The organism is Tabrizicola sp., assembly GCF_016792905.1.
Taxonomy (GTDB): Bacteria; Pseudomonadota; Alphaproteobacteria; order Rhodobacterales; family Rhodobacteraceae; genus Tabrizicola.
Genome location: NZ_JAEULP010000057.1, coordinates 35986 through 61235 on the forward strand (window position 1 = coordinate 35986; position 25250 = coordinate 61235).

At 67.5% G+C, this 25250-nt stretch carries 23 protein-coding genes; 8 read left to right on the forward strand and 15 right to left on the reverse strand.

Features of this window, described 5'->3' with window-relative positions; all coding sequences use genetic code 11:
• Positions 1-33: 33 nt before the first annotated feature.
• From JNL31_RS12145 to alr, 7 genes are all read right to left on the reverse strand, one after another.
• Positions 34-654, reverse strand: a complete 621-nt coding sequence (locus tag JNL31_RS12145; RefSeq protein ID WP_294973572.1) for a CvpA family protein — start codon at positions 652-654, stop codon at positions 34-36.
• A gap of 34 nt (positions 655-688) precedes the next feature.
• The gene (gene radA, locus JNL31_RS12150) at positions 689-2044 is read right to left on the reverse strand and encodes a DNA repair protein RadA (RefSeq protein ID WP_294973573.1); all 1356 of its coding nucleotides are present in this window, start codon (positions 2042-2044) and stop codon (positions 689-691) included.
• Positions 2045-2119: 75 nt separating this feature from the next.
• A complete protein-coding gene (locus JNL31_RS12155) occupies positions 2120-3124 on the reverse strand; it encodes an LLM class flavin-dependent oxidoreductase (RefSeq protein WP_294973575.1) in 1005 nt (334 codons plus the stop codon).
• Between the two features lie 18 nt (positions 3125-3142).
• Positions 3143-3592, reverse strand: coding sequence for a paraquat-inducible protein A (locus JNL31_RS12160; RefSeq protein WP_294973577.1), 450 nt, complete (start codon positions 3590-3592; stop codon positions 3143-3145).
• 90 nt (positions 3593-3682) lie between these two features.
• Entirely contained in the window at positions 3683-4429 is a 747-nt protein-coding gene (locus JNL31_RS12165) for an ATP-binding cassette domain-containing protein (protein WP_294973578.1), read from the reverse strand.
• Positions 4426-5205, reverse strand: a complete 780-nt coding sequence (locus tag JNL31_RS12170; RefSeq protein WP_294973580.1) for an ABC transporter permease — start codon at positions 5203-5205, stop codon at positions 4426-4428. The genes JNL31_RS12165 and JNL31_RS12170 overlap by 4 nt, the downstream gene beginning before the upstream one ends.
• On the reverse strand, positions 5202-6251 hold the full coding sequence (alr, locus tag JNL31_RS12175) for an alanine racemase (RefSeq protein WP_294973582.1): 1050 nt from the start codon (positions 6249-6251) through the stop codon (positions 5202-5204). The genes JNL31_RS12170 and alr overlap by 4 nt, the downstream gene beginning before the upstream one ends.
• A 120-nt stretch (positions 6252-6371) precedes the next feature.
• Here alr and JNL31_RS12180 point away from each other — a divergent pair, with 120 nt between their 5' ends.
• On the forward strand, positions 6372-8273 hold the full coding sequence (locus JNL31_RS12180) for a cation-translocating P-type ATPase (RefSeq protein WP_294973584.1): 1902 nt from the start codon (positions 6372-6374) through the stop codon (positions 8271-8273).
• Positions 8274-8282: 9 nt separating this feature from the next.
• Here the strand turns inward: JNL31_RS12180 and JNL31_RS12185 are convergent, their stop codons facing one another.
• The 3 genes from JNL31_RS12185 to pyrC all read right to left on the reverse strand — a co-directional run bounded on the left by JNL31_RS12185 (position 8283) and on the right by pyrC (position 11776).
• Complete coding sequence (locus tag JNL31_RS12185; protein WP_294973587.1) at positions 8283-9785, reverse strand: replicative DNA helicase; 1503 nt, start codon at positions 9783-9785, stop codon at positions 8283-8285.
• Between the two features lie 217 nt (positions 9786-10002).
• On the reverse strand, positions 10003-10683 hold the full coding sequence (locus JNL31_RS12190; protein WP_294973589.1) for an orotate phosphoribosyltransferase: 681 nt from the start codon (positions 10681-10683) through the stop codon (positions 10003-10005).
• A 52-nt stretch (positions 10684-10735) separates the two neighbouring features.
• Positions 10736-11776 (reverse strand): dihydroorotase, encoded by a 1041-nt coding sequence (pyrC, locus tag JNL31_RS12195; protein ID WP_294973590.1) that lies wholly within the window; start codon positions 11774-11776, stop codon positions 10736-10738.
• Positions 11777-11865: 89 nt separating this feature from the next.
• Between pyrC and JNL31_RS12200 the strand changes: the two genes are divergently transcribed.
• The gene (locus JNL31_RS12200) at positions 11866-12264 is read left to right on the forward strand and encodes a lysozyme inhibitor LprI family protein (RefSeq protein ID WP_294973592.1); all 399 of its coding nucleotides are present in this window, start codon (positions 11866-11868) and stop codon (positions 12262-12264) included.
• On the opposite strand, the gene JNL31_RS12205 is transcribed toward JNL31_RS12200, so the two are convergent.
• The 4 genes from JNL31_RS12205 to JNL31_RS12220 all read right to left on the reverse strand — a co-directional run bounded on the left by JNL31_RS12205 (position 12261) and on the right by JNL31_RS12220 (position 16822).
• Complete coding sequence (locus JNL31_RS12205; protein WP_294973594.1) at positions 12261-13154, reverse strand: phosphoadenosine phosphosulfate reductase; 894 nt, start codon at positions 13152-13154, stop codon at positions 12261-12263. The genes JNL31_RS12200 and JNL31_RS12205 overlap by 4 nt on opposite strands.
• Positions 13155-13338: 184 nt before the next feature.
• Entirely contained in the window at positions 13339-14364 is a 1026-nt protein-coding gene (locus JNL31_RS12210) for a glycosyltransferase family 2 protein (protein ID WP_294973596.1), read from the reverse strand.
• A gap of 119 nt (positions 14365-14483) precedes the next feature.
• The gene (locus tag JNL31_RS12215) at positions 14484-15488 is read right to left on the reverse strand and encodes a sterol desaturase family protein (RefSeq protein WP_294973597.1); all 1005 of its coding nucleotides are present in this window, start codon (positions 15486-15488) and stop codon (positions 14484-14486) included.
• A 113-nt stretch (positions 15489-15601) separates the two neighbouring features.
• Positions 15602-16822, reverse strand: coding sequence for an acyl-CoA dehydrogenase (locus JNL31_RS12220; protein ID WP_294973599.1), 1221 nt, complete (start codon positions 16820-16822; stop codon positions 15602-15604).
• 90 nt (positions 16823-16912) lie between these two features.
• Here JNL31_RS12220 and JNL31_RS12225 point away from each other — a divergent pair, with 90 nt between their 5' ends.
• From JNL31_RS12225 to JNL31_RS12250, 6 genes are all read left to right on the forward strand, one after another.
• Positions 16913-17863, forward strand: coding sequence for a LysR substrate-binding domain-containing protein (locus tag JNL31_RS12225; protein ID WP_366928942.1), 951 nt, complete (start codon positions 16913-16915; stop codon positions 17861-17863).
• Positions 17860-18765 (forward strand): MoxR family ATPase, encoded by a 906-nt coding sequence (locus tag JNL31_RS12230; RefSeq protein WP_294973601.1) that lies wholly within the window; start codon positions 17860-17862, stop codon positions 18763-18765. The genes JNL31_RS12225 and JNL31_RS12230 overlap by 4 nt, the downstream gene beginning before the upstream one ends.
• 64 nt (positions 18766-18829) lie before the next feature.
• Positions 18830-20080: a VWA domain-containing protein gene (locus JNL31_RS12235; RefSeq protein WP_294973612.1), complete on the forward strand. Its 1251-nt coding sequence runs from the start codon at positions 18830-18832 to the stop codon at positions 20078-20080.
• Between the two features lie 148 nt (positions 20081-20228).
• Positions 20229-22610, forward strand: coding sequence for an OmpA family protein (locus tag JNL31_RS12240; RefSeq protein WP_294973603.1), 2382 nt, complete (start codon positions 20229-20231; stop codon positions 22608-22610).
• A gap of 92 nt (positions 22611-22702) precedes the next feature.
• The gene (locus JNL31_RS12245) at positions 22703-23689 is read left to right on the forward strand and encodes an XdhC family protein (protein ID WP_294973604.1); all 987 of its coding nucleotides are present in this window, start codon (positions 22703-22705) and stop codon (positions 23687-23689) included.
• Entirely contained in the window at positions 23689-24690 is a 1002-nt protein-coding gene (locus JNL31_RS12250; RefSeq protein WP_294973605.1) for a molybdopterin-binding protein, read from the forward strand. Before JNL31_RS12245 ends, JNL31_RS12250 begins: the two co-directional genes overlap by 1 nt.
• Positions 24691-24739: 49 nt before the next feature.
• On the opposite strand, the gene infC is transcribed toward JNL31_RS12250, so the two are convergent.
• On the reverse strand, positions 24740-25250 hold a 511-nt coding region (gene infC / locus JNL31_RS12255), incomplete at its 5' end, for a translation initiation factor IF-3 (RefSeq protein ID WP_294973606.1).

Consider the following 25250-nt stretch of genomic DNA (forward strand, 5'->3'; position numbering starts at 1 on the left):
GGGGCTGTCACGCCCCGAAACGCTGGGCAGGGGTCACGGATTGGTGGCCGGGGCCGCGGGTGCTTCGGTCGACGGGGCCGTCTCGGTCGTGGGGGCAGCACCCGTGGCGCAGACATTGGTCAGGTCGTTGTAGCGATCGACGATCCAGCCCGGCGCGTCCGAGGGGATGTTGTCGTCGATCTGCCGCTGGAAGTTGGCGAAGACCAGTGCCGTGCGGCTGTTGTCGATCATCTCGATCCGCTGGTCGCTCAGCACGCGGTCGTAGACGATGAAAGCGATGGCGATCAGAAGAACCCCGCGCGCCGCCCCGAACAGGAAGCCTAGCGCCTGGTCGATCCCGCCAAGCGCCGAACGCTGCACCGCGCCCGAGAAGAGCGGCGTGAAAAGCGCGGCGACGATCAGGCCGACGACGAAGACCCCGGCAAAGGCCGCGACCACCGAAAGCTCGCAGCTGTCCGAAAGGAATTCGCCGACCACCGGCAGTTCCTTCACCAGGGGCTGCACGCCGGGCGCAAAGTAGTAGGCGGCGATGGCCGCGCCGATCCAGCCGATGATCGCCATAAGCTCGCGCACCAGACCGCGCGAGAAGGCGAGAATGGCCGAGATGATGATGATGAGCGCCGCGCCCCCATCAACTGCGGTCAGGTTTTCCATCGCTTACGTCCCCATTCCGTTCTTTTCCAAGGGCTTATCCTGCCCCGAACATGTCGCCCACAAACGCCGTCAGGTCCGGCATCTGCCGCACCGTCAGACCTGCCGCCCCTTCGATTTTCGAATGGGACGGCACAGTTGCCTGTGAGAAACCAAGTTTCGAGGCTTCTTTCAACCTGTTTTCGGTTTGCCCGACCGGACGCAAGGCCCCGGAAAGGCTGATTTCTCCGAAAAGTACCATGTCGGGCGGAATCGCCACATCCTCGCGCGCCGAAAGCAGCGCCCCGGCGACGGCAAGGTCGGCAGCGGGTTCACTGACCCGAAGGCCGCCTGCGACATTGAGGAACACGTCCAGCCCCGCGAAGGGAATGCCGCAACGGGCCTCCAGCACGGCGAGGATGGTCGAGACACGACCAGAGTCGAGGCCGACCACTGTTCTGCGGGGGCTGGCGAGGGTGGAAGGGGCGACAAGCGCCTGGATTTCGGTCAGGACCGGCCTTGTGCCCTCGATCCCCGCGAAGACGGCGGAGCCCGGCGCGGGCTGGTCGCGGTTGGCCAGGAACAGGGCCGAGGGGTTCGGGACCTCCGCCAGTCCGCCCCCGGTCATCTCGAACACGCCGATCTCGTCCGCTGGTCCGAAGCGGTTCTTCACCGCGCGCAGGATGCGGAACTGGTGGCCACGCTCGCCTTCGAAGTAAAGGACGGTGTCGACCATGTGTTCCACCACCCGGGGTCCGGCGATCTGGCCTTCCTTCGTCACATGGCCGACCAGCACCACCGCCACGCCCCGCCGCTTGGCGAAGGTGACAAGCTCATGCGCCGCGGCGCGGACCTGGGAGACCGAGCCGGGCGCGGCCTCGACCTGGTCCAGCCACATGGTCTGGATGGAATCGATGATCGCAAGCGCCGGACGTTCGGCGTCGAGCGTGGTCAGGATGTCGCGCAGGTTGGTCTCGGCGCCCAGTTGCACGGCGGCATCGGTCAGCCCGAGGCGCTGCGCCCGCATCCGCACCTGCGCTGAAGCCTCTTCGCCAGAAATATACAGGCATTTCAGCCCCTTGCGGGCGAAACTTGCGGCGGCTTGCAGAAGGAGCGTGGATTTCCCGATCCCCGGATCGCCGCCCACCAGAATGGCCGAAGCGGGGACGAGGCCCCCCCCCAGCACCCGGTCCAGCTCGTCAATGCCTGACGACGCACGGGGCGGCGGGGCTTCCTCGGTCGCCAGATCGCTCAGCGGGATTGCCCGGCCCTTGGCCCCCAGTGCCTTCGGCCCGGTGGACAGGGGCGCCTCTTCGACGATCGTGTTCCACCCGCCGCAGGCATCGCATTTCCCGGCCCATTTGCGATAGGCCGCGCCACAGACGGTACAGGTGAAAGAGGCAATCTGTTTCATCAGGCGCGACAGTGCCGGGACTTTTGGGCGTTATCAAGGCATCGGCAAGACAACCCTTCGCCGCTGCCTTTCCCCTCACTCCACCTGCAAGCCCCAGGCTTCGGCGGTCAGGGCAAGCGAGCGGCGTCGCGCGGCGGGGTCCCAGATGTCGGTGACGATGATGAACTCATCCGCCCCGGTTCGTTCCTGCAACGCCGACAATCCCGCCTTCACCTCGGCGGGCGTGCCCACCACCGCGCAGCCCAGCATGCGCGAGACCTGCGCCTCTTCGCGCGGGGTCCAGTAGGTGCCGATATCGTCGATCGGCGGCTGCGACAGCCCGCGCACGCCCCGGAAGATGCCGCAGAAGCTCATCTGCGCGGTGGTGAACAGCCGCCGCGCCTCAACCGACGTATCGGCGCAAACCACATTCACCCCGATCATGGTGCGCGGCGCCTGCAACTGCGCCGAGGGCTTGAAGCGGCTGCGGTAGAGGTGCAGCGCCTCGTCCAGGTAGTCCGGCGCGAAATGCGAGGCGAAGCCGTAGGGCAGGCCCAGCTCCGCCGCCAGCATGGCGCCGAACTGCGAGGAGCCGAGGATCCAGAAGTCCACTTCCGCCCCGCAAGCCGGCCAGGCGCGGACATAGCCCGGCTCGTCCGCAGGGGCGAACCAGTGCATCAGCTCCATCACCTCCTGCGGGAAGCGTTCGGCGGCACCTGCCGGGGTGCGGATGGCCTGCAACGTCGCCTGATCGGTTCCGGGCGCGCGGCCAAGGCCAAGGTCGACCCGGCCCGGGTAAAGCGCGGCCAGCGTGCCGAACTGTTCGGCGATGATATAGGGCGCATGGTTGGGCAGCATGATCCCGCCCGAGCCGATGCGGATGCGCCTTGTGTGCTGACCGGCATGGGCCAGCACCACCGATGTCGCCGCCGAGGCGATGCTTTGCATGTTGTGGTGTTCGGCCACCCAGTAGCGGTTGAACCCCAGCCGGTCGACATGGGCGGCGATGGCCTGCGCCTCGGCCAGCGCGTTCGCCGCATCAAACCCCTCGCGGACGCGGACAAGGTCAAGCAGGGACAGCGGGATCGGGTCGGCGGTCATGGAGGCAGGCTTTGCGGCTCAGGGGTTATCCGCGCGGTCCGCACGGAGGCTGCGCGCAGTGGCCCAGCCGATCACGATGGAGCTAAGCACGCAGAGGCTGAAAAGCCAGAGCCCCCAGGCGGTTTCCACCGTGACATGCCCCGCGCCCTTCACGATCACGATGTAGAGCGCGATCAGGAAGACGTCGGCCATCGCGAGTTTTCCCAGGATTTCCAGCGCAGGCAGGGTCTTGGGGCTGAGGAGGTTCCAGTGCAGGAGCGCCAGGCCAATGGTCTTGGCATAGGGCGCGAAGATCGCAAGGAAGGTGACGAGGAGGGCCAGTGCCACGTCGGACTCCCAGAGCGATTGCAGCCCGGTGATCACGCTGATCTCGTCCATCCCGAAGATCGGCAGGATCGCCGCACGCAGGAGGGGGGCGAACCAGGCGACGGGGAAGAGGATGAGGAGGGCGAGGTTGAGATACTTCATCTGTTCCCCTCTGGAGTGGCGTTGACCGGGGGTTTCACACCCCCGGATCCCCGCGGGATAATTGGACAAATGTGAAAGGCTGCATAAAGCTCATCTCACACTCTCGATCGGCCCGTCCGCCCGCCCGTGGATGAACTGCTGCACATAAGCATCTGGCGTCGCGTCCATTTCGCCCACCGGCCCGGTCCAGCGGATCACGCCCCCATGCAGCATCGCCACGTTGTCGGCAATCGCGCGGACCGAGGACATGTCGTGCGTGATGGTCATCGCCGTCGCCCCCATCTCCACCACGATCTCGCGGATCAGGTCGTTGATGACGCCCGCCATGATCGGGTCCAGCCCGGTCGTCGGCTCGTCGAAGAAGATGATCTCCGGTTCCGCCGCGATGGCGCGGGCGAGGCCGACCCGCTTCTGCATGCCCCCAGACAGCTCGGCAGGGAAAAGGTCGGCAACCTCCGGCTTCAGGCCGACGCGGCGCAGCTTCTCCACCGCCACCTCGCGCGCCTGCGCCTTGGGCAGGGCCTTGGCGCCCCGCACCAGCCGGAAGGCCACGTTCTCCCACACCCGCAGGCTGTCGAACAGCGCGCCGCCCTGGAACAGCATCCCGAACCGCGCCAGAAACGCATCGCGGTCGCCTGACGTCACGTCCTGCCCGTCCAGCGTGATGGTGCCGCTGTCAGGGCGCACCAGCCCAAGGATGCACTTCAACAGCACCGACTTGCCCGTGCCCGATCCGCCGATGATCACCATCGAGGTGCCCGAGGCAATCGACAGGTTCACCCCCTGCAACACCCGGTTCCCACCGAACCGCTTCTGGACATCGGTAAGCTCAATCATGACGAGAAGAACACTTCGGTCAGGACGTAGTTCGCGGCAAGGATCAGCACCGAGGCCGAAACCACCGCCGATTTCGTCGCCGCGCCCACGCCCTGCGCGCCACGGGCGGAGTTCATCCCGTGATAGCAGCCCATCAGTGCCACGATGAAGCCGAAGACCGCGCCTTTCACCAGCCCCGAGCCCACGTCCCAGCCTTGCAGGAAATCGACCGTGTTCTTCAGGTAGGCGGCGGAATTGAAGTCGAGCCGCGTCGTACCCACCAGCCAGCCGCCCATGATCCCGATGGCATCGCCCGTCGCGACCAGCACCGGCATCGCCAGCGTCGCGGCCACGACGCGCGGAACGGCGAGGTATTTCAGTGGGTTGGTGGACAAGGTTACAAGCGCGTCGATCTGCTCCGTCACCTTCATCGTGCCGATCTCGGCGGCGATGGACGACGCCACGCGCGCCGCGACCATCAGGCCCCCCAGCACCGGCCCCAGTTCGCGCGTCATGCCGATGGCGACGATGGAGGGCACCACCGATTCCGCGTTGAACCGCGAGCCGCCCGCATAGATCTGCAAGGCCAGGGCGCCGCCGGTGAAGATCGCGGTCAGGCCGACGACGGGCAGGGAGAACCAGCCGATCTGCAACAGCGATACGCCCAGTTCGCGCAGGTAGAACGGCGGGCGCAGGAGGTGCCCGAGGACCTGCGCGGCAAACAGGGCCACCCGACCCACCGCAGCAATCGCCTGAAGAACCGGGCGGCCAAGCGACCCGAGCGTCGTGGAAATCATGCGGGCCGTTCCTGATAGCGCCGGGTGTAGCGCGCGCCGAGGGCGGTCAGCAGCTCATAGCCGATGGTCCCGGCCACATCGGCCAGCGCGTCGACACCCTGGTTCGGGCCGATGATGTCCAGTTCACGCGGGGTCTCGGGCAGGTCGGTGATGTCGACGGTGATCATGTCCATCGAGACGCGGCCGACCAGAGGGCAGGGAATGTCGCCATCCCAGAGCCGTGCCTTGCCCGACAGGGTGCGGGGCAGGCCATCGGCATAGCCCGCCGCGACCGTGGCGATGACGCTCGGCCGCTCCGCCACCCAGGCGCAGCCATAGCCCACCGACTCGCCCGGCTCGACCTCGCGGGTCTGGATCACCGGCAGGCTCAGCGTGACCACCGGGATCGCCGCGTCATAGGGGCGCCCGCCGTACAGGCCGACGCCGGGCCGCGTCAGGTCGAAGTGGTAGCGGGACCCGAGAAGGATGCCCCCGGTCGCGGCCAGGCTGCGCGGCAGGCCGGTGCCGTCGGTCATCTCGTGGAACGCCCGAAGCTGCGCCTCGTTCAGCGGATGATCCGGCTCGTCGGCGCAGGCGAGGTGGCTCATGAGGAGTTCCGGCCCGGCCTCGACCAGGATCGGCGCGACCGCCTGCCATTCCAGCATCTCGACGCCCAGCCGGTTCATGCCGGTGTCAAGCTGCACGCCGAACGGATGGCCGGGCAGCGATTCCAGGTGCCGGGTGATCTGGTCCAGGCTGTTCAGCATCGGCGTCAGGTCGAGATCGTGGATCATCTCGGTATCGCCCGACATGTGCCCGGAGAGGACCGCGATCTGCGGCCCCGGACCCAGCGCTTGCCGGACCGCCGCGCCTTCCTCGGCAGCGGCGACGAAGAACCGTCGCGCCCCGGCACCCGCCAGGGCACGCGCCACCCGGGTCACGCCCAGCCCATAGGCATCGGCCTTGACCACGGCGGCGGTTTGCACGCCCGCGCCGGTCATCCGGTCCAGCGCGCGCCAGTTTGCCGCAATGGCGTCGAGGTCGATGGTCAGGGTTGCGGTAGCCATGCGGCTGTTTTCACCGGGGCGGCGCGCGGGTCAAGCGGAAACCGGCGCAGGCGCCAGCGCTTGGCCGTGCCTTGCCCTTTCCGGCCCCCTGGGCGACGGTGGGGCGACAGGAGTCCGTCCATGAGCACCCATGCCCACGATCACCCCGAAGACGAGGACGCCGATCTTTACCTGACCCTCCTGTGCTGGATGGGGCTGGGCCTTGCATCGCTTCACCCCTTCGTCCAGCCCTTGCCGACGGGTCTGGTCTGGGCTGCGCTCGGGGTTTCCTACCTGACCGGCGGCCTGCCGCCCCTGCGCACCGCGCTGCATGAACTTTGGCACGATCGGCGACTCGACATCGACCTTCTCATGGTGGTCGCGGCGGCAGCGGCGGCAGCGGTCGGCGCAGCGCTGGAAGGCGCGGTGCTGCTCGCGCTCTTCTCGCTCTCGCACACGCTGGAACACCGCTCGATGGGCAAGGCCCGCCGCGCGGTCGAGGCGCTGATGCAGCTTCGCCCGGAGACGGCGCTTCTGGATGGCCCGGACGGGGTGGTCGAGGTGCCGGTCGCCGATCTGGTCCCCGGCGACCGGGTGATCCTGCGCCCCGGCGCGCGGGTGCCGGTCGACGGCCGCATCGCGGTCGGCTCGGGGCATCTGGACGAAAGCACGGTCACCGGCGAATCGGCGCCCGTTCGAAAGGCCACGGGCGATCCGGTGCATGAGGCGACGGTGAACCTTGATGGCATCCTGACGGTCGAGGTGGTGCGCGGGCTTGCGACCAGCACCGTCGCGCAGATGATCAAGCTCGTCACCGAAGCGCAGGCGCAGAAAGCCCCCTCCGAGCGCTTCTCCGACTGGTTCGGCCAGCGCTACACCATCGCCGTCTTCGTCGGCTCGGTCCTGTCATTCTTCGTCTTCCGCCTCATCGGCCATGCCCCCGGCGAGGCCCTCTACCGCGCCGCCACCCTTCTGGTCGCGGCCAGCCCCTGCGCCGTGGTGATCTCGGTTCCGGCGGCGATCCTCTCGGCGCTGTCGGCGGCGGCGCGGGGCGGCGTCCTCTTCAAGGGGGGCGCCGCGCTGGAGGGGCTGGCGGAAGTCAGGACCTTCGCCTTTGACAAGACCGGCACGCTGACCACGGGGCTGGCCTCCGTCACCAACATCATTGCCCTGGAGGAGGACGAGGCGCAGTTCCTGGCCGTTGCCGCCGGGCTTGAGGCCCAGTCCGAGCACCCGATCGCCGCCGCCATCCGGCGCGAGGCGGCGGAGCGTGGCATCCCCCCGCTCCCGGTCCGGGACACCCGCGCCCACCCGAGCGAGGGGATCACCGGACGGGACGCGGCAGGGCCGGTCTGGGCGGGCAATGCCCGGATGCTGGCGGCAATGGGGGGCACCCTGCCGGATGCGCTGACACCGCTGGCAGACGGGTCCGAGACGCTGGTTCTCGTCGGTCGCGGCCCGCGGGTGCTGGGCGGGATCACCGTCGCCGACGAAGCCCGCGCGACCGCCGCCGAGGCGCTTGCCGCGCTGAAGGCCGGGGGGCGGACCGACATCCTGATGATGACCGGCGACCGCGCCCCCGTCGCCGCCCGGATCGGCGAGAGGCTGGGCCTTCAGCCCGGGGAAATCCACGCAGGGTTGCTTCCCGGCGACAAGGTGAAACTGGTCGACGCCGCCACCGCCAAGGGCAAGGTCGCCTTTATCGGCGACGGGGTGAACGACGCCGCCGCCCTGGCCCGGGCCGATGTCGGCGTGGCGATGGGGGTCGCGGGCAGCGAGGTCGCGCTTCAGGCTGCCGACGTGGCGCTGATGGCCGAGGACCTGCGCAAACTCGCCGCCGCGCGCCGCCTGGCCGCCCGGGCAGCCAGGGTGATCCGGCAGAACCTGGCGATCTCCATCGGGGCGATGGTCATTCTGGTCACGGGCAGCCTCTTCTTCGAGCTGCCCTTGCCCCTTGCGGTGCTGGGTCACGAAGGCGGCACGCTTCTGGTCGTCCTGAACGGGTTGCGCCTCTTGGCCGACCCGATCCGCGCGAAAGCCTAGAACCCCCGCCTAGAACCCGACATCCGGCCCGCCCGACCCCTGCCAGGGCCGCGCGAGGTTGCCGAAGCGGGTGAAGCGGCCCTCGAAGGACAGTTCCACCGTGCCGATGGGCCCGTGGCGCTGCTTGCCGATGATCACCTCGGCCTTGCCATGCACCGATTCCATCAGCGCCTGCCACTGCGCCATCTTTTCCAGTTCGTGATCGCCCGGCTTCTCGCGCTCGCGGTAATATTCCTCGCGGAAGACGAACATGACGACGTCGGCGTCCTGCTCGATCGACCCCGATTCCCGCAGGTCGGAAAGCTGCGGCCGCTTGTCGTCGCGGCTTTCCACCGCGCGGGAGAGCTGCGACAGCGCGATCACCGGGATGTTGAGCTCCTTGGCAATCGCCTTCAGGCCTTGTGTGATCTCGCTGACTTCCTGCACCCGGTTGTCTTTCGACGAGCCCTTGAGGAGTTGCAGGTAGTCGATGATCAGCACATCCAGCCCATGCGTCCGCTTCAGCCGCCGCGCCCGCGCCGCGACCTGCGAAATCGGCAGGGCAGGGGTGTCGTCGATGTAGAGGGGACAGGCCTCCAGCGCCTTCGCCGCCTCGACGAAGCGGCGGAACTCGTGCTCCGTCATGTCACCGCGGCGGATCTGTTCCGACGGCACTTCGGCCGCTTCCGACAGGATACGGGCGGCCAACTGCTCCGCTGACATTTCCAGCGAGAAGAACCCGACCACGCCCCCCTCGACCGAGCCCTCCATCCCGTCCGGCAACCGGCCCCGCTTGTGCGTCTTGGCGATGTTGAAGGCGATGTTCGTCGCGAGCGAGGTCTTGCCCATCGAGGGCCGCCCGGCCAGGATCAGCAGGTCCGAAGGGTGCAACCCGCCAAGCTTCTTGTCCATGTCGAGAAGGCCGGTCGAAATCCCCGCCAGTCCGCCGTCACGCTGATAGGCGGCATTCGCCACATTCACTGCGTCCGTTACCGCCTTGAGAAAGCTCTGGAAACCGCGCTCGGCGACGCCCTGTTCGCCGAGCTTGTAGAGCCGCTGCTCGGCCTCGATGATCTGGTCCTTGGGTTCCGAGGCCACCTCGACCTTGGCCGCCTGCGCCGCGATGTCGCGGCCAAGCTGGATCAGTTCGCGCCGCACCGCCAGGTCATAGACCATCTGCGCATAGTCCCGCGCCGCATAAGCCGAGATCGCCGCCCCGGCCAGCCGCACCAGATAGGCCGGGCCGCCCAGGTCCTTCAGTCCCTGATCGTCCTCCAGGAAGGCCTTCAGCGTGACGGGCGAGGCGAGCGCGTTCTTCTGGATGCGGGCCGCCGACACCTCGAAGATGCGCTGATGCACCGGGTCGAAGAAATGCTCGGCCTTCACCAGCGACGACACCCGGTCGAAGATGTCGTTGTTGGTCAGGATCGCGCCCAGAAGCTGTTGTTCGGCCTCGATATTATGCGGTAACACCTCGGACTCAGGGGTGGCCTGCGCCGGAATCATGGGGCGTAGCGCGGTGATCTCGGTCATGTCTGCCTCCTGCCGGTGCCTTCTCTGCCTGATCCGTCGGGCTCCGGCAATCCGGGGAAAACCCTGTGGACAAGGGGGGCCGAGTCGCGCTGGTTGCGCGCTTGAGCGTCGATCCTACCACATCTTGACCGCTCGCGTGCGATGTAACGATTCCTTGTCAGTTGTCCCCAAGGGAACCCACAGACATGCCCACCGAAATCCGGTGCTTGCCGCAGCGTCAGGCAGGTTTCCGCGCGTCCTGCCAGGCGCGCGGCGCCTTCAGGAAGCTTTCCACCTCGGCCAGCGTGCCTGCGTCGAACGACCCTTGCGTCCGCGCCTCGGCCAGAACGTCCCACCAGGTGCACAGGTGATGCAGCTTCACCCCATGCGCGCCAAGCTTGGCCTCGGTATCCGGGAAGATGCCGTAGTAGAAGATCACCGCCGTATGCCCGCAACTGGCCCCAGTCTCGCGGATCGCATCGACGAAGCTCAGCTTCGAGCCTCCGTCGGTCGTCAGATCCTCGACCAGCAGGACCCGCTGCCCCTCGCTCATCGCGCCCTCGATCCGGGCGTTGCGGCCATAGCCCTTGGGCTTCTTCCGGACATAGGTCATCGGCAAGGCCAGACGCTCGGCCACCAGCGCGGCAAAGGGAATGCCCGCCGTCTCGCCGCCCGCGATGTTGTCGAAGGCCTCGAACCCCGCCTCGCGCATCACGGTGACGGCGAGGAAGTCCATCAGCGTGGACCGGATGCGCGGATAGCTGATCAGCTTGCGGCAGTCGATGTAGGTGGGCGAGGGCAGGCCCGAGGCCAGGGTGAAGGGCGTCTCGGCGTTGAAATGCACCGCCTTGATTTCCAGCAGCGCGCGGGCCGTCAGCCGGGCGATTTCGTCCTTGGGCGGGAAGGCGGAGGGGATCATGCGCGGGGCCTTTCAAACGTCTAGGAATGCTCTGGATTTTTCCTGGACCTGGTCAGGGGACAACGTGCCAATGCACGGGAAAACCGGGGTCGAAAACAGTAACGGGGCCGGCCTCCGAGATGATCTTGCCGGGCCAGGTGCAGGCCTCGGCCCGCTTCTCCAGCGTGATCGTAGGCGCATTCACCGGCAGGCGATAGAAGGCCGGGCCATGGCGCGAGGCGAAGCCTTCCAGCTTGTCCAGTGCACCCTCTTGCTCGAACACATGGGCCAGAAGGCTCAGGGTATTCGTTGCCGTGAAGCAGCCTGCGCAGCCGCAGGCATGTTCCTTCAAAGCATCCACATGCGGCGCAGAATCGGTGCCAAGGAAATAGCGGGGCGAACCGGAGGTTGCGGCCTTCCGCAGCGCCAGCCGGTGTTTCTCGCGCTTGGCGACCGGCAGGCAGTAGTAATGCGGCTTGATCCCGCCCGCGAGGATGTGGTTGCGGTTGATGATCAGGTGATGCGTGGTGATCGTGGCGGCCAACCTGTCGCCGCCCTCGGCGGCATAGGCCACGCCTTCTTCGGTGGTGATGTGTTCCATCACCACCCGCAGGTCCGGCAAACGGCGGCGCAAGGGGTCGAGGACCGTGTCGATGAACACAGCCTCCCGATCGAAGATGTCGACCTCCGCCGCCGTCACCTCGCCATGCGTGCACAGGGGCAGACCGATCCGCGCCATGGTCTCCAGCACGGGCATGACCCTGTCCAGATCGCGCACCCCCGAGGCGGAATTGGTCGTCGCCCCCGCGGGATACAGCTTCACCGCCTTCACCAGTCCCGAGGCCGCTGCACGCTCTACATCCGCAGGATCGGTGCCCTCGGTCAGATACAGCGTCATCAAGGGCTCGAAGGCCATTCCCTCGGGCAGGGCGGCCAGGATCCGCTCGCGATAGGCCGCCGCATCGGCCAGCGTTACCACCGGCGGCACCAGGTTCGGCATGATGATCGCGCGCGCGAAATGCCGGGCGGTTTCCGGCAGCACCGCCTTCAGCATCGCGCCATCGCGCAGGTGCAGGTGCCAGTCGTCGGGGCGGGGCAGGGTGACCTGATGCATGGCCCGGCAGGTAACGCAAACCCGACCCCGTTTCCAGTGGCATCGCATGTCATCCTGCGACAGGATCGCCGCAGTTGAAGGAGACCCCGATGTTCCGCCCGCTACTCGTCCTCGCCTGCCTGACCCTCCCCGCCGCCGCGCAGGAGGTCGACTGTAAGAATGCCGTCACCCAGATGGATATGAACCAGTGCGCCTATGCCGACTGGGAGGCCGCCGATGCGGGCCTGAATGCCGCCTACAAACGCGCGATGACCCTCCTGAAACAATGGGATGCCGACCTGCCGAAGGGCGAACAGGGGGGCGCGGCCGCGCTGAAAGAGGTTCAGCGCGCCTGGATCACCTTCCGCGACAAGGCTTGCGAAGTGGAAGGCTATGCGATGAAGGGCGGCAGCGCCGAGCCGCTCCTCGTCTACGGCTGCATGCGCCAGCTGACCGAGGACCGAACCGGCCAACTGAACGGTTTCGTCGACAACTACGGCAGCTTCTAGACCGTCTCGCCCGTCAGTTCCGCGAGCCTGCGGGCAAAGCGCGGCGCATTCAGCCGCGCCGTGACCGACCGGCAGATCTTCACTTCGCGCTTCGGATGCCCGGAAAGCCGCGCCGCCGCGAGCACGGCACCCAGATAGCTCCCGTTCGACCGCCGCCCGCGCCAGAGCCAGGAAAACCGCTCTTCCGACAGGTTCCCCTCCATCGCCGCCTCAAGGATCCGGTCCAGCACCTTCATCTCGCGCAGGGTGTCCTCGGTCCCCTCGCCGGTATAGCGGGCGTGCAAGGGCGTCACCCAGGGTCGCTGGAACAGGGCTGCATGCATCGCGTCCGGCTGGTGCAGCGGATCATGGATCAGCCAGACCTTCGAAGCGCTTTCCGTCATGTCCGGGGCATAGCCGTAACGGCCGCGGAAGTTGATCCGCCGGGCGATCCGGTGCCGTTCGTCCCAGCCCGCAAGGGCGGGGTCCAGCGTGGCGCGGGGCGCGACCAGCACCAGTTCCGCCTGGGGCGCGGTGATCGAATAGGCCGCCGCCGCATAGCCCGCGGGCCCCGCGCCATAGAACACCACCCGGTCGAAATCCTCCAGGAACCCGTCGTCGGCCAGCCGGTCGAAATAGCGGAACACCGCCGGGTCGCGCCACCAGGTCTCGCCCTCGGCCAGGATCGTCAGGAGCGACCAGCCCCGGTTCTGCGCCAGGGTGAAATGCTCCGGCAGTTTGTCGTCGCGCTCGCGCAGGGTGGCCGCGTCCTCGAAGGTGACCAGCAGCACCGGGCGCTCTTCCGCGAAGAAGGCGTAGTGCTTGTCGCCGAGCGGCAGAAAGTCGCCATCGCCTTCGGCGATCCGCAGCATGCGGCGCTGCCAGTCAGGGGGCTGGATCGGATTTGTCACGGAAGGGGTGTCAGTCTTGGGCATGGCGGGGCTCGATGCCGCGACTCTGGCGAGAGAATGCGGCCTCTACAAGACCTTGCGGTGGAAACATTTGCGTCGGCTACACGCTTCAGGCGCGCAATCCTGCACCATTCCGGGATCGCGTCAACCAAAGGTTGCAATCCTGCCGTATTCGCCAATGAGGTCAGGTCCGTCTGACGAACGGCTTCCAGATCGACTCGGCCTGGGCCTGGTCCAGCACGCGCGTCGGCCCCGCCATCAGCAACTGGCCGTAAAGACTGCGCCAGGCGTCGCCGCGCATCAGAGCCTTGAAGCGGTCCTCGCGCCACGCGACCGCCGCGCGGTGGAGTGGCCCGAGCACCGGGTCGGCCTGCAGCGTCGCGCGCAGACCGCGACTGTCCAGTTTCAGGATCGAGCGGTCCTCCTCGGCGTCGAAGTTCCGCTCCACCCAATACCCGACATCCAGCCCCGTATCCTCATGCACCGCGCGCCCGCGATCGCGCTTCAGAAGGAAGCTCTGCGCCGCTCCCAGAGCATAGTGGTTCAGCTGAACCATCGCATGATTGTCCCGCCCGAGGTCGGAAAAGATCCGCCCCCGGTGAAATGCGGCGGGCAGGATCCGCCCGGACCCGTCATACCAGCGCTGGCCGGCCTGCTGCTCCGCCACCTGAGCGCGCGGCCGATGCACTCCAAGCTTGCGGAAGCTGCCGTCATTCTTCACCAGCGTCTTGAACAGCGCCGCGCGCCACGGCCAATGCAGCACTTTCGGGGCCGCCCGGGTGAAGGTCTCGGTCACGGGGACATCGCGGTAGTCCAGCACTCCGGCATTGCCGAACAGCCGCCAGGTCAGCGTCACCGCCGTCGCGCCCGGAAGGGCGGCCAGCAGGGCGGGCAGGGTTCGGTTGCCGACATGCACGTTGACAAACTCGTCGATGTCCAGCGGCAAAAGCCAGTCGGCCCCCGTCACCAACGGATGCCGGTCCGCTTGCTTCAGCGCCGACCATTGCGGCCCCTCGGGATGCGGCCCCGGATTGGGCAAATGCGTCAGCCAGCCCATCGCTTCCAGCCGACCGAGCATCGCATCGGTGCCATCGTCGCAGTCGTTGGAGAAGACCAGGAAATCCGTGATCCCGGCAGCCCGGTGATGCGCCAGCCATTCCAGCAGGAACGCGCCCTCGTTGCGCACACAAAGGACAGCCGTGATCTTCACCGCACTTGCGCTTTCATACTGGCCAAAATATCCCCGCCGGAGGCTCCGCCGCCCGCCAAGAGGCGCGCCGGTCAAGGGGTTAGCACGACCCGCGCCGCAGCCAAATCAGAAAACGCGCCTCACCCCGCCTTCCGGTTGACCCGCGCCCGCTTCGCCGCGAACCGCGCCTCCATCCGCGCCTGCGCCTCGGGCGAGCCGTCATGCCAGGTCCCGAACAGATAGTCGAAGGGCACCACGCCATCGGCATAGTTCACCTCGAAATACTTGTGGTGCAGGTAATGCGTGTAGGCCGGTGTATCGAGGGCACCTTCGCCCAGCTCGATCTTGTCAAACCCGATATGCCCGCCCGCCGCACCGAAGCCCGCGAAATGCAGCTGGTACAGCGCAAGGACAGGGTTCGACGGCAGGATCAGGTGCCAGAGCATCACGCCGAAATAGGCCAGCGCCTCGATGGGGTGCATCGACAGGGACGACCAGGGCGAGGGGTTGACCGAGTTGTGGTGGACCGAGTGGATCCATTTGTAGAGGACCGGAATATGGATCAGGCGGTGGATGAGGTAGAAATGCGCCTCGTGCAGCATCGGCACGAAGACGAAGACCAGCCCCACCAGCACCGGATGTTCGGCGAACCCCAGCCAGGGCGCATAGCCGTTGGCATAGGCCCAGAGCATCCCGACCTCGACTGCCGTCCAGGACCCGACGCCGATGCTCAGCGTGCGGACCGCGTTGTCGATGTTCTGGCTGCCGAACCAGAACACGTCCGATTTCTGGTCGCCGGGAAACTTGCCGTTGTACTTGAACCGGGTGCCTTGCGCCCGCTGCCAGTAAAGCCGCAGCTCGAAAGCCCCGTAGTACAGCGCAATCGCCACCGCATTGATCAGGTACAGCCGCAGCACCCAGCCCCAGGACAAAGTCTTCAGGGTTTCGGTGTCCGGAATGACAAAGCGCCACCACAGAAGTGCAGTCGCGAAGAAGAACAGGCTCCAGGGCCAGAAATAGCCCGGTACACATTTCAGGATCTTAACCGGATCGGGCTGCCGGGACCAGAATGGCGCGATGTCCAGCCTTTTGTCCGGCGCCCGGTCGCCCCGCTTGTTGCGCTTGCCGAATTGCAGATCGTCCATGGGCCCCCCCCGTTTGCTCAATATTTAGCGTTAAACTAATGAGTCGGGAAGCGAAAAACCGCGAAGCCGATCGTCGGCTCCGCGGCTCTTGGGAGGGGCAATCCAGCCTGTCGTCAGAAGAACGCCTGCAACCCGGTGATCGCGCGCCCAAGGATTAGCGCATGGATGTCATGCGTGCCCTCGTAGGTGTTCACCGTCTCCAGGTTCACCATGTGGCGCATGATCTGGAAATCCTCCTGGATGCCGTTGCCGCCATGCATGTCGCGCGCCCAGCGGGCCGCTTCCAGCGCCTTGCCGCAGTTGTTGCGCTTGATGAGGGAAATCATCTCCGGCGCGGCATTGGCCTCGTCCATCAGCCGCCCGACCCGCAGGCAGGCCTGAAGCCCGAGCGAAATCTCGGTCAGCATGTTGGCCAGCTTCAGCTGGAAGATCTGCGTCCCGGCGATGGGCTTGTTGAACTGCTTCCGATCCAGCCCGTACTGCCGCGCCGCCGCCATGCAGAACTCGGCCGAGCCCATCACGCCCCAGGCGATGCCATAGCGTGCCCGGTTCAGGCAGCCGAACGGGCCCTTCAGCCCCTCGACATGCGGCAGCAGCGCGTCCTCGCCGACTTCCACGTCCTTCAGCACGATCTCGCCGGTGATCGAGGCGCGCAGGGAAAGCTTGCCCCCCACCTTCGGCGCCGACAGGCCCTTGGTGCCCTTGTCCAGCACAAAGCCCTTGATCTTGCCGCCATGCGCCTCGGACTTGGCCCAGACCACGAAGACATCGGCGATGGGCGCGTTCGAAATCCACATCTTGGCGCCGTTCAGCACATAGCCGTTCGCGGTCTTCTTCGCCGTGGTCTTCATCCCCGCCGGGTCCGAGCCTGCATCCGGTTCGGTCAACCCGAAGCAGCCGATCCACTCGCCCGACGCCAGCTTCGGCAGGTATTTCCTGCGCTGTCCTTCCGTGCCATAGGCATAGATCGGGTACATCACCAGCGACGACTGTACCGACATCATGCTGCGGTAGCCCGAATCGACCCGCTCGACCTCGCGCGCCACCAGTCCGTAAGCCACATAGGAGGCGCCGAGCCCGCCGTATTCCTCCGGGATCGTCACGCCCAGAAGGCCCATCTCGCCCATCTCGCGGAAGATCGCCGGATCGGTCTTCTCTTCCCGGTAGGCGGCGATGACCCGGCTTTGCAGCTTCTCCTGCGCATAGGCCCGCGCCCCGTCGCGCAGCATCCGCTCTTCCTCGGTCAGCTGGTCGTTCAGCCGGAAGGGGTCTTCCCAGTCGAAGCGGCCCAGATCGGGGGCATCCTTGGCTTTCAGCTTGGGCTTGTCGGTCATGACATGTCTCCTTCTTTGCGCGGGATCATTGCAGAAAAGGGCAGGGCAGGCTATCGAAAGCCCTGCACGGGTTCATGAGGGAAACTCATAATGCTGCCCCGCCGCTACCTGCCGCCGATCCCCGCCCTGATGGCGCTGGAGGCGGTCGACCGCCTCGGCACGGCCTCTGCCGCCGCCGAAGAGCTGAACCTGACGCAAGGTGCCATCAGCCGCGCCCTGCAGGGGCTGGAGGCGCAGCTCGGCATCCGCCTGATCCGCCGCGAACGCCAGCGCCTGCACCTGACCCCCGCAGGCCAGGACTACGTCGCCGAGGTCCGCAAGGCGCTGAACCTCCTCGCCTCCGCGTCCATCACCCTCCGCGCCAACCCGACCGGCGGCTCCCTCAACCTCGCGATCCTGCCCGCCTTCGGCATGCACTGGCTCGCCCCCCGCCTCGCCCGCTTCGCGCAAAACCACCCGGAAGTCACCGTCAACCTCTCCACAAGGCTAAGACCCTTCGACTTCGCCGGCACCGCCTTCGACGCCGCCATCCACTATGGCAGACTTGATGGGGGCCGCCAGGACTGGCCCGGTGTCCACTACCTGAAACTCATGGAGGAAGAGGTCCTCGCCGTCGCCGCCCCCGGCTTCCCGGCGCTGACGCAAGCCACCGACATCCTGCGCCACCCCCTCCTGCAACTCGAATCCCGCACCGGCGACTGGGGCCGCTGGCTTGCCCACCATGGCCACGCGGGCCTCCGCCCTCCCGGCATGATGTTCGACCAGTTCGCCACGCTCACCCAGGGCGCGATCCACGGCATGGGCGCCGCCCTGATCCCCACCTTCCTGATCCAGCGCGAACTCTCCGAAGGCCGCCTGGTCCCGGTCTTCGGCCCCCCCGTCGCCGCCCTCGGCTCCTACTACCTCGTCTGGCCGCAGGCCCAACCGGAACGCGCCCCCCTCCGCTCCCTGCGACTTTGGTTGCAGGCCGAGGCCGCCGATCCCGCCTTGACCCCCGCCCCCCCGCCCGCCACTCTGCCGCCAAGACCGGAGGCCCCGTGACCGCACTCCCCGCCAGCATCGACGCCGTCGAGACCCTGCTCGCGTCGCAGGGCTACGTCGCCTCCCGCGCGCTCGCGACCGTGGTCTTCCTTTCCCTCAAACTCGGCCGTCCGCTCTTCCTCGAAGGCGAGGCCGGCACCGGCAAGACCGAGATCGCCAAGACCCTCGCCACCGCGCTCAACCGCCGCCTGATCCGCCTGCAATGCTACGAAGGCCTCGACGCCGCTTCCGCCGTCGCCGAATGGAATTTCGCCGCCCAGATGATCGCCATCCGCACCGCCGAGGCGACCGCAGACCGCGGCACGCTCCAGAGCGAGCTTTTCACCGAAGACTACCTGATCGAACGCCCGCTCCTCGCCGCCATGCGCCCGCAGCCGGGCGGCGCCCCCGTCCTTCTCATCGACGAGCTTGACCGCACCGACGAACCCTTCGAGGCCTTCCTCCTCGAAGCCCTCTCGGATTTCCAGGTCACCATCCCGGAACTCGGCACCATCCGCGCCCCCGAACCTCCCATCGTCATCCTGACCTCGAACCGCACGCGCGAGGTCCACGACGCCCTGAAACGCCGCTGCCTCTACCACTGGGTCGACTACCCCAGCTTCGACCGGGAACTGCAAATCCTCCACTCCCGCGCCCCCGAGGCGCGCGAAACCCTTTCCCGCGAAGTGGTCGCCTTCGTCCAGAAGCTTCGCCGCGAGGACCTGTTCAAGCGCCCCGGCGTCGCCGAAACCATCGACTGGGCCAAATGCCTGCTCGCCCTCGATGTCATCGCGCTGTCGCCCGAGGTCATCTCCGACACGCTCGGCGCGATCCTGAAATACCAGGACGACATCCAGAAACTGCAAGGCTCCGAGGCCAAACGCCTTCTCGACGAAGTCAAACGCGAACTGGCCCCCGCATGACCATTCATACTGGTCCAAATATCCCACGGGGAGCGCGAGGGGTGTGAAACCCCTCGCTTCGACGATGGCAACCTATGCCCCCCTCGACATCCCCGAAGACGGCAAGCTTGCGCACAACATCGCCCATTTCGCCCGCGCGCTGCGCAAGGCCGGGCTCCCCATCGGCCCCGGCCGCACCCTCGACGCGGTGAAAGCCGTCGCTGCCGCGGGCTTCGACCAGCGCGAGGATTTCTACTTCACCCTGCAGGCCATCTTCGTCTCCCGCCCCGAGGAACGCGCCCTTTTCGCCCAGGTCTTCCGGCTGTTCTGGCGCGATCCGCGCTATCTCGATCACATGATGTCGCTGATGCTGCCGCAGATCCAGGGCGTGCAGGAGGACCGCGTGGCGCAAGCTGCCGAGAAACGCGCAGCCGAGGCTCTCCTCGATGGCCAGCTTCCCCCCCGGCCGAAAGACGACCAAGAGGGCGACCAGATCGAGATCGACGCCAGTGCGACCATGTCGGCCGAGGAACGCCTCAAGACGCTCGATTTCGAACAGATGTCCGCCGCGGAAATCGCCGAAGCCAGGCGGATGCTGGCAAAGCTCTCGCTTCCCGTCCAACCGCTGAAAACCCGCCGCAGCGCCCCGAGCTCGCTCACCGCCAGGATCGACGCCCGCCGCACCCTGCGCGAGGCGATGCGGACGGGCGGCGAAATCGCGAACCTCGCCCACAAGGCCCCAGTCACCCGCTGGCCCAATCTCGTCGTCCTCTGCGATATCTCCGGGTCGATGGCCGACTATTCCCGCATGGTCCTGCATTTCGTCCATGCCGTCGCCAACCGGAAGGGTCAGGGCTGGGCCAGGGTCCACGCCTTCACCTTCGGCACCCGCCTCACCAACATCACCCGGCACCTGCGCGCCCGTGACGTCGATGCCGCCCTCAGGGCCGCCGGAAGCGAGGCGCAGGACTGGTCGGGCGGCACCCGCATCGGCCAGTCGCTCCACGCCTTCAACCGCGACTGGTCGCGGCGGGTGCTGGGGCAGGGGGCGGTCGTCCTTCTTATCACCGACGGGCTCGACCGTGACGACACGGCGCTTCTCGCGAAGGAAACAGAACGCCTCCACCTCTCCTGCCGCCGCCTGATCTGGCTCAATCCGCTTCTCCGCTGGACCGGCTTTGCCCCGAAGGCGGCGGGCATCCGCGCCATCCTGCCCCATGTCGACAGCTTCCGCGCCGGGCATTCCATCGCCTCGCTGGAAGCCCTGGGCCAGGCGATCTCGGAAAAGGGCGACCGGGGCGAGCGCGACCGCCTCCTTGCGCTTGTCCGGTCGTAAGCGGCTCTCCGCGCAAGGATATGTCTTGGCAAGTCAGTGATATCGCATATCAGCCGCATCCCCGCTTTGTTATGCCTGTCCGGGCAAACGGGAACCCAAACGACTCGTCGCGGTTGTCCCGCAAGCCCTTCAGAATGAGGACTGGTGAATGAGAAAGCTTCTGGTATCGACCACGGCCCTTTCGGTGGCCATCAGCCCCCTGGGCACCATGCCCGTCTTCGCGCAGGTCCTGAACGAGGACGGCTCGGTCTCGGGGGAGGATGGCACCGTCCTTTGCGTGCCCACCGCCGAAGCGGCTTGCGACCTTGACGCGATCATCGCGAAGCTCGCCGCCGACAAGGCCGCCGCCGAGGAAGCGGCTGCTCAGGCCGAAGCCGAAGCCCAGGCCGCCGCCGCTGCGGAAGCCGAGGCAGCCGCTGCCAAGGCCGCGGAAGATGCCGCTGCCGCCGAAGCCGCCGCCCAGGCGGAAGCCGAGGCCAAGGCCCAGGCCGAAGCCGAAGCCGCCGCTGCCGCCCAGGCGCAGGCCGAGGCAGAAGCTGCCGCCCAGGCCGAGGCCGAAGCTGCCGCCAAGGCCGAGGCCGATGCGGCTGCCCAGAAAGCCGCTGACGATGCCGCTGCCGCGGAGGCTGCGGCGCAGGCCCAGGCCGAAGCCGATGCCCAGGCCCAGGCAGAAGCTGACGCCGCCGCCGCCAAGGCCGCCGAAGAGCAGGCCGCTGCGGATGCCGCCGCCAAGGCCGCCGCCGATGCCGAGGCCGCAGCGAAAGCCGCCGAGGAAGCCGCTGCGGCCGAAGCCGCCGCAGCCGAACAGGCTGCCCCGGCCGAAGAGGCAGCACCTGCCGAGGAAGCTGCACCTGCCGAGGACGTCGCTCCCGCCGAGGAACCCGTTGTCGAAGAGGCGGCGCCCGCGGAAGAGCCGGTGGTCGATGAAGCCGCTCCGGCCGAGGAACCCGCCGTCGAGGAGGCTGCTCCCGCCGAGGAACCTGCCGCGGAAGAGGCGACCCCGGCTGAAGAACCTGCCGCGGAAGAAGCCGCACCCGCTGAAGAGCCTGCGGTCGTGGAAGCTCCGGCGGAAGAGCCGGCCGTGGCCGAGGAACCCGCAGCGGAAGAGCCAGCCGTGGTCGAGGAACCCGCAGCCGAAGAAGCCGCAAGCGAGGCTCCGGCTGACGCCATCATCGATTCGGCCACCGGCGAACCCGTCGATCCGGCTGCTGCCGCCGCGGCCGTGGCTGCTGCCGAAGCCGAGCTTGCGATCACCGACGGGGGCGAGATCGTCGACCCGGCGGCGGGTCTGAAGGTCGCCGAACCCGATCCGGCGGTCGAGGTCGTTCCGGTCGATACTCCGGAAGTGACCGAGGGCGAGGTCGAAAGCCTGACCCAGCTTCTTACCGCCGACCCGACCGCCATCGACCCCTCGGCGCTTGCCGCCGCCGAGACGCTCGCCGCACCGGCGACCGAAGGCAAAGCTGTTGCCGAAGTCGACCCCGCCTCGCTCGTCGCCGACGTGACCGAGACGATCACCGACGACAACGCCCGTACCTCCGCCGAGGAATTTGCGGCGGCTCCGGTCGAAGTGTCCAAGGGCAAGAAGAGCGGCCTGTCCGACCTTGAAAAGGCCGGCCTCCTGGTCCTTGGTGCCCTCGCCGTCGGCGCGATCATCAAGAACAACCGCGAAGCGGCAGCCACCGACACCACCGTCTCGACGATGGGCGACAGCCGCGTGGTCTCGAACACCGGCGACCGCGTGATCGTCCTGCAACCCGACGGTACCTACCGCGTGCTCAAGGACGACGACACCGTGATCCGCCGCCCGGGTTCCACCGTGCGCACCGAGACCTTCAGGGATGGCTCCACCCGCACCATCGTCCAGCGCGGGGACGGCACCCAGGTGGTCACGATCCGCGATGCCACCGGCCGCGTGCTGCGCCGCGCGACCTATGACGACCTTGGCCGCGAGATCGTGCTGATCGACGACCTGGCGACGGAAGAGCCGGTCTACATCCGCGACCTGCCGAAGCCGAAGAAGCGCATCGTCATCTCCTCCAAGGACCAGGACGCCGCGCTGAAACGCGAGCTTGCCGCGCTGGAAGCCGACCGTGCCGGCCGCAAGTTCTCGCTCCGCCAGATCCGCGAGATCCCGGAAGTCCGCGCGCTTGCCGCCACCATCGACGTCGAGCCCGTGACCTTCGCCTCCGGCTCTGCCGCCGTCGCCGCCAAGGAAGCGCGCAACCTCGCCGACCTCGGCCGCGTCATGCAGGAGCTTCTGGACGAGAACCCGCGCGAGGTCTTCCTGATCGAAGGCCACACCGACGCGACCGGCAAGGCGGCGATGAACCTCGCCCTCTCCGACCGCCGCGCGGAATCGGTGGCCCTCGCCCTGACCGAATACTTCGACATCCCGCCGGAGAACATGGTCGTCCAGGGCTATGGCGAGACGGAGCTTCTGATCGACACCCAGGAAAGCGAAGCCGCCAACCGTCGGGTCGAAGTCCGGGTGATCACGCCCTTGCTGCGCACCGCCACCCGCGGCTGACGCAGCCCCAAGACCAAAGTCGCGCCGCGGGCACCCCCCGCGGCGCGTTCATTTCTGTGGCAATGACCCCGGCCCGGACGCATACTCCCTCCATGACCCGCGCTCCCCACGACCTGATCCCCGAAGCCGCCCTCGCCTGGCACCGTGAGGGCAAAGGCGCAGCCCTCGCCACCGTGATCGAGACCTGGGGTTCCGCACCGCGCCAGGCCGGAAGCCAGCTCGCAGTCTCGGGCACGGGCGAGATGACGGGCTCCGTTTCCGGCGGCTGCGTCGAGGGCGCGGTGATCACCGAGGCGCTCGACGCCCTCCAAGACCGCAAGTCCCGCATCCTGACCTTCGGCGTCAGCGACGAAACCGCCTTTGCCGCAGGCCTCGCCTGTGGCGGCACCATCCGCGTCCTCGTCGAGCCGGTGGGCGAGGGCGCCGAAGCCCTGCCCGAAACGCTTCTCGCCCAACTGACCGAAGCCCGCGCCGAACCCCGCGCTGCCGCCATCGTCACCACCCCCGCCCCCTGGACCCGAACCCTCGTCCTCCCCGGCGCAGACCCCGCCACCGACGCCCGCTTCAAGTCCGACCGCTCCGGCATGGAGGACGACGGTCGCTTCATCGCCATCCACAACCCGCCCTTGCGCCTGATCGTCATCGGCGCGGTGCACATCGCCCAGCCGCTTCTGACCATCGCCCGGACCTGCGGCTATGCGCCCACCCTGATCGACCCCCGCGCCGCCTTCGGGTCCGAGGCGCGCTTCCCCGGCGAGACCATCCTGGACGACTGGCCCGACGAGGCGCTGGCCGCCCTGAAACCCGACGCCCGCACCGCCATCGTGACCCTGACCCACGACCCGAAGCTCGACGATCCCGCGATCCGCTTCGCCCTCACCTCACCCGCCTTCTACCTCGGCTGCCTCGGCTCGACCCGCACTCACGCCAAGCGTGTCGACCGGCTGACCCAAGACGGTTTCACCCCAGACCAGATCGCAAAGATCCACGCCCCGGTCGGTCTCGACATCGGTGCCAAGACCCCGGCGGAAATCGCCATCAGCGTCATGGCCCAGATCACCCAGACCCTGCGCAAGTAATGCGCTTCGGCCCTGTCCTCCTTGATCAGGCCGAAGGCGCGATCCTAGCCCATTCCGTTGCCCTGCCCGAAGGCCGCCTGCGCAAGGGCTGCATCCTTGGCCCGCCCGAAATTGCCCAGCTTCGCGCCATCGGTCGCAGCGAAGTCATCGCCGCCCGCCTTGACCCGGATGACCTGCACGAAGACGCCGCCGCCCTTGCCATCGCCCGCGCGCTGGTCCCCGACCCCGAAACCTCCGGCCTCGACCTGCGCCCGGTCGGCACGGGCCGGGTCAACCTCCACGCCCGTAGCGCGGGGGTGGTCGAAGTCCTCGCCCCTCGGGTCGATGCCCTGAACGCCGTCGATCCGATGATCACCCTCGCCACCGTGCCGCGCTGGCAGCGCGTGAAGGCGGGCGAGATGGTCGCCACCGTCAAGGTCATCGCCTACGGTGTCGCGCGCGCCTCGGTCGATGCCGCCTGTGCCGCCGGAACGCGCGCCCTCAACCTGCATCCGCCCCGGCGGACCCGCATCGCGCTGGTGGAAACCCACACTGATCCGAATGCCCGCCCGCTTGGGGCCAAGGCCATCACCGACCGTCTCGCCACCCTCGGCGCCGAGCTGATCTCACACCGGCACAGCCCGCACCGCGAAGCCGACCTCGCTTCCATGCTGGGCAAGGTCAGGGGCGCCGACCTGATCCTGATCCTTACAGCCTCCGCCACCTCCGACCCCGAAGACGTGGCTCCGGGCGCCGTCCGCAGGGCAGGGGGCCGGGTGGACCGCTTCGGTATGCCGGTCGATCCCGGCAATCTCCTGTTCCTCGGCAGCTTCGGCGAAACCCCAGTCATTGGCCTGCCCGGCTGCGTCCGCAGCCCCGCGCTGAACGGGGCCGACTGGGTGATGGAGCGGCTGATCTGCGGCATCCCCGTCATCGCCGGCGACATTGCCGGAATGGGGGTTGGAGGACTTTTGAAGGAAATCCCCACGCGGGGACGCCCGCGCGAAGCAAAGCACGAATGAAAACGGGGGCGAATTGCCCCCGCGTTCGTTCCGGATGAAACGGCCTGCCTTACTTCGGCGCGACCATCATCACCATCTGGCGGCCTTCCAGCCTGGGGAAGCTTTCGATCTTGCCGATTTCGGCAACGTCGGCCTCGACCCGCTTCAAGAGCTCCAGCCCCAGCTCCTGGTGCGCCATCTCGCGGCCCCGGAAGCGCAGGGTGACCTTCACCTTGTCGCCTTCTTCCAGGAACTTCACGACCGAGCGCATCTTGACGTCATAGTCATGGATGTCAGTGCCGGGACGGAACTTGATTTCCTTGATCTCGATGATCTTCTGCTTCTTGCGGGCTTCCGCCTCGCGCTTCTGCGTCTCGTACTTGAATTTGCCGAAGTCCATGATCTTGCAGACCGGCGGAACGGCGGTCGGCGAGATTTCGACCAGGTCCAGTCCGGCTTCCTCGGCCATCTGCATCGCGCGGGCAGGGGTCACGACCCCGACATTCTCGCCATCCGCACCGATCAGGCGGATTTCCGGAGCGCGGATGCGGTCGTTGATGCGGGGACCGGTTTCGCGTTGC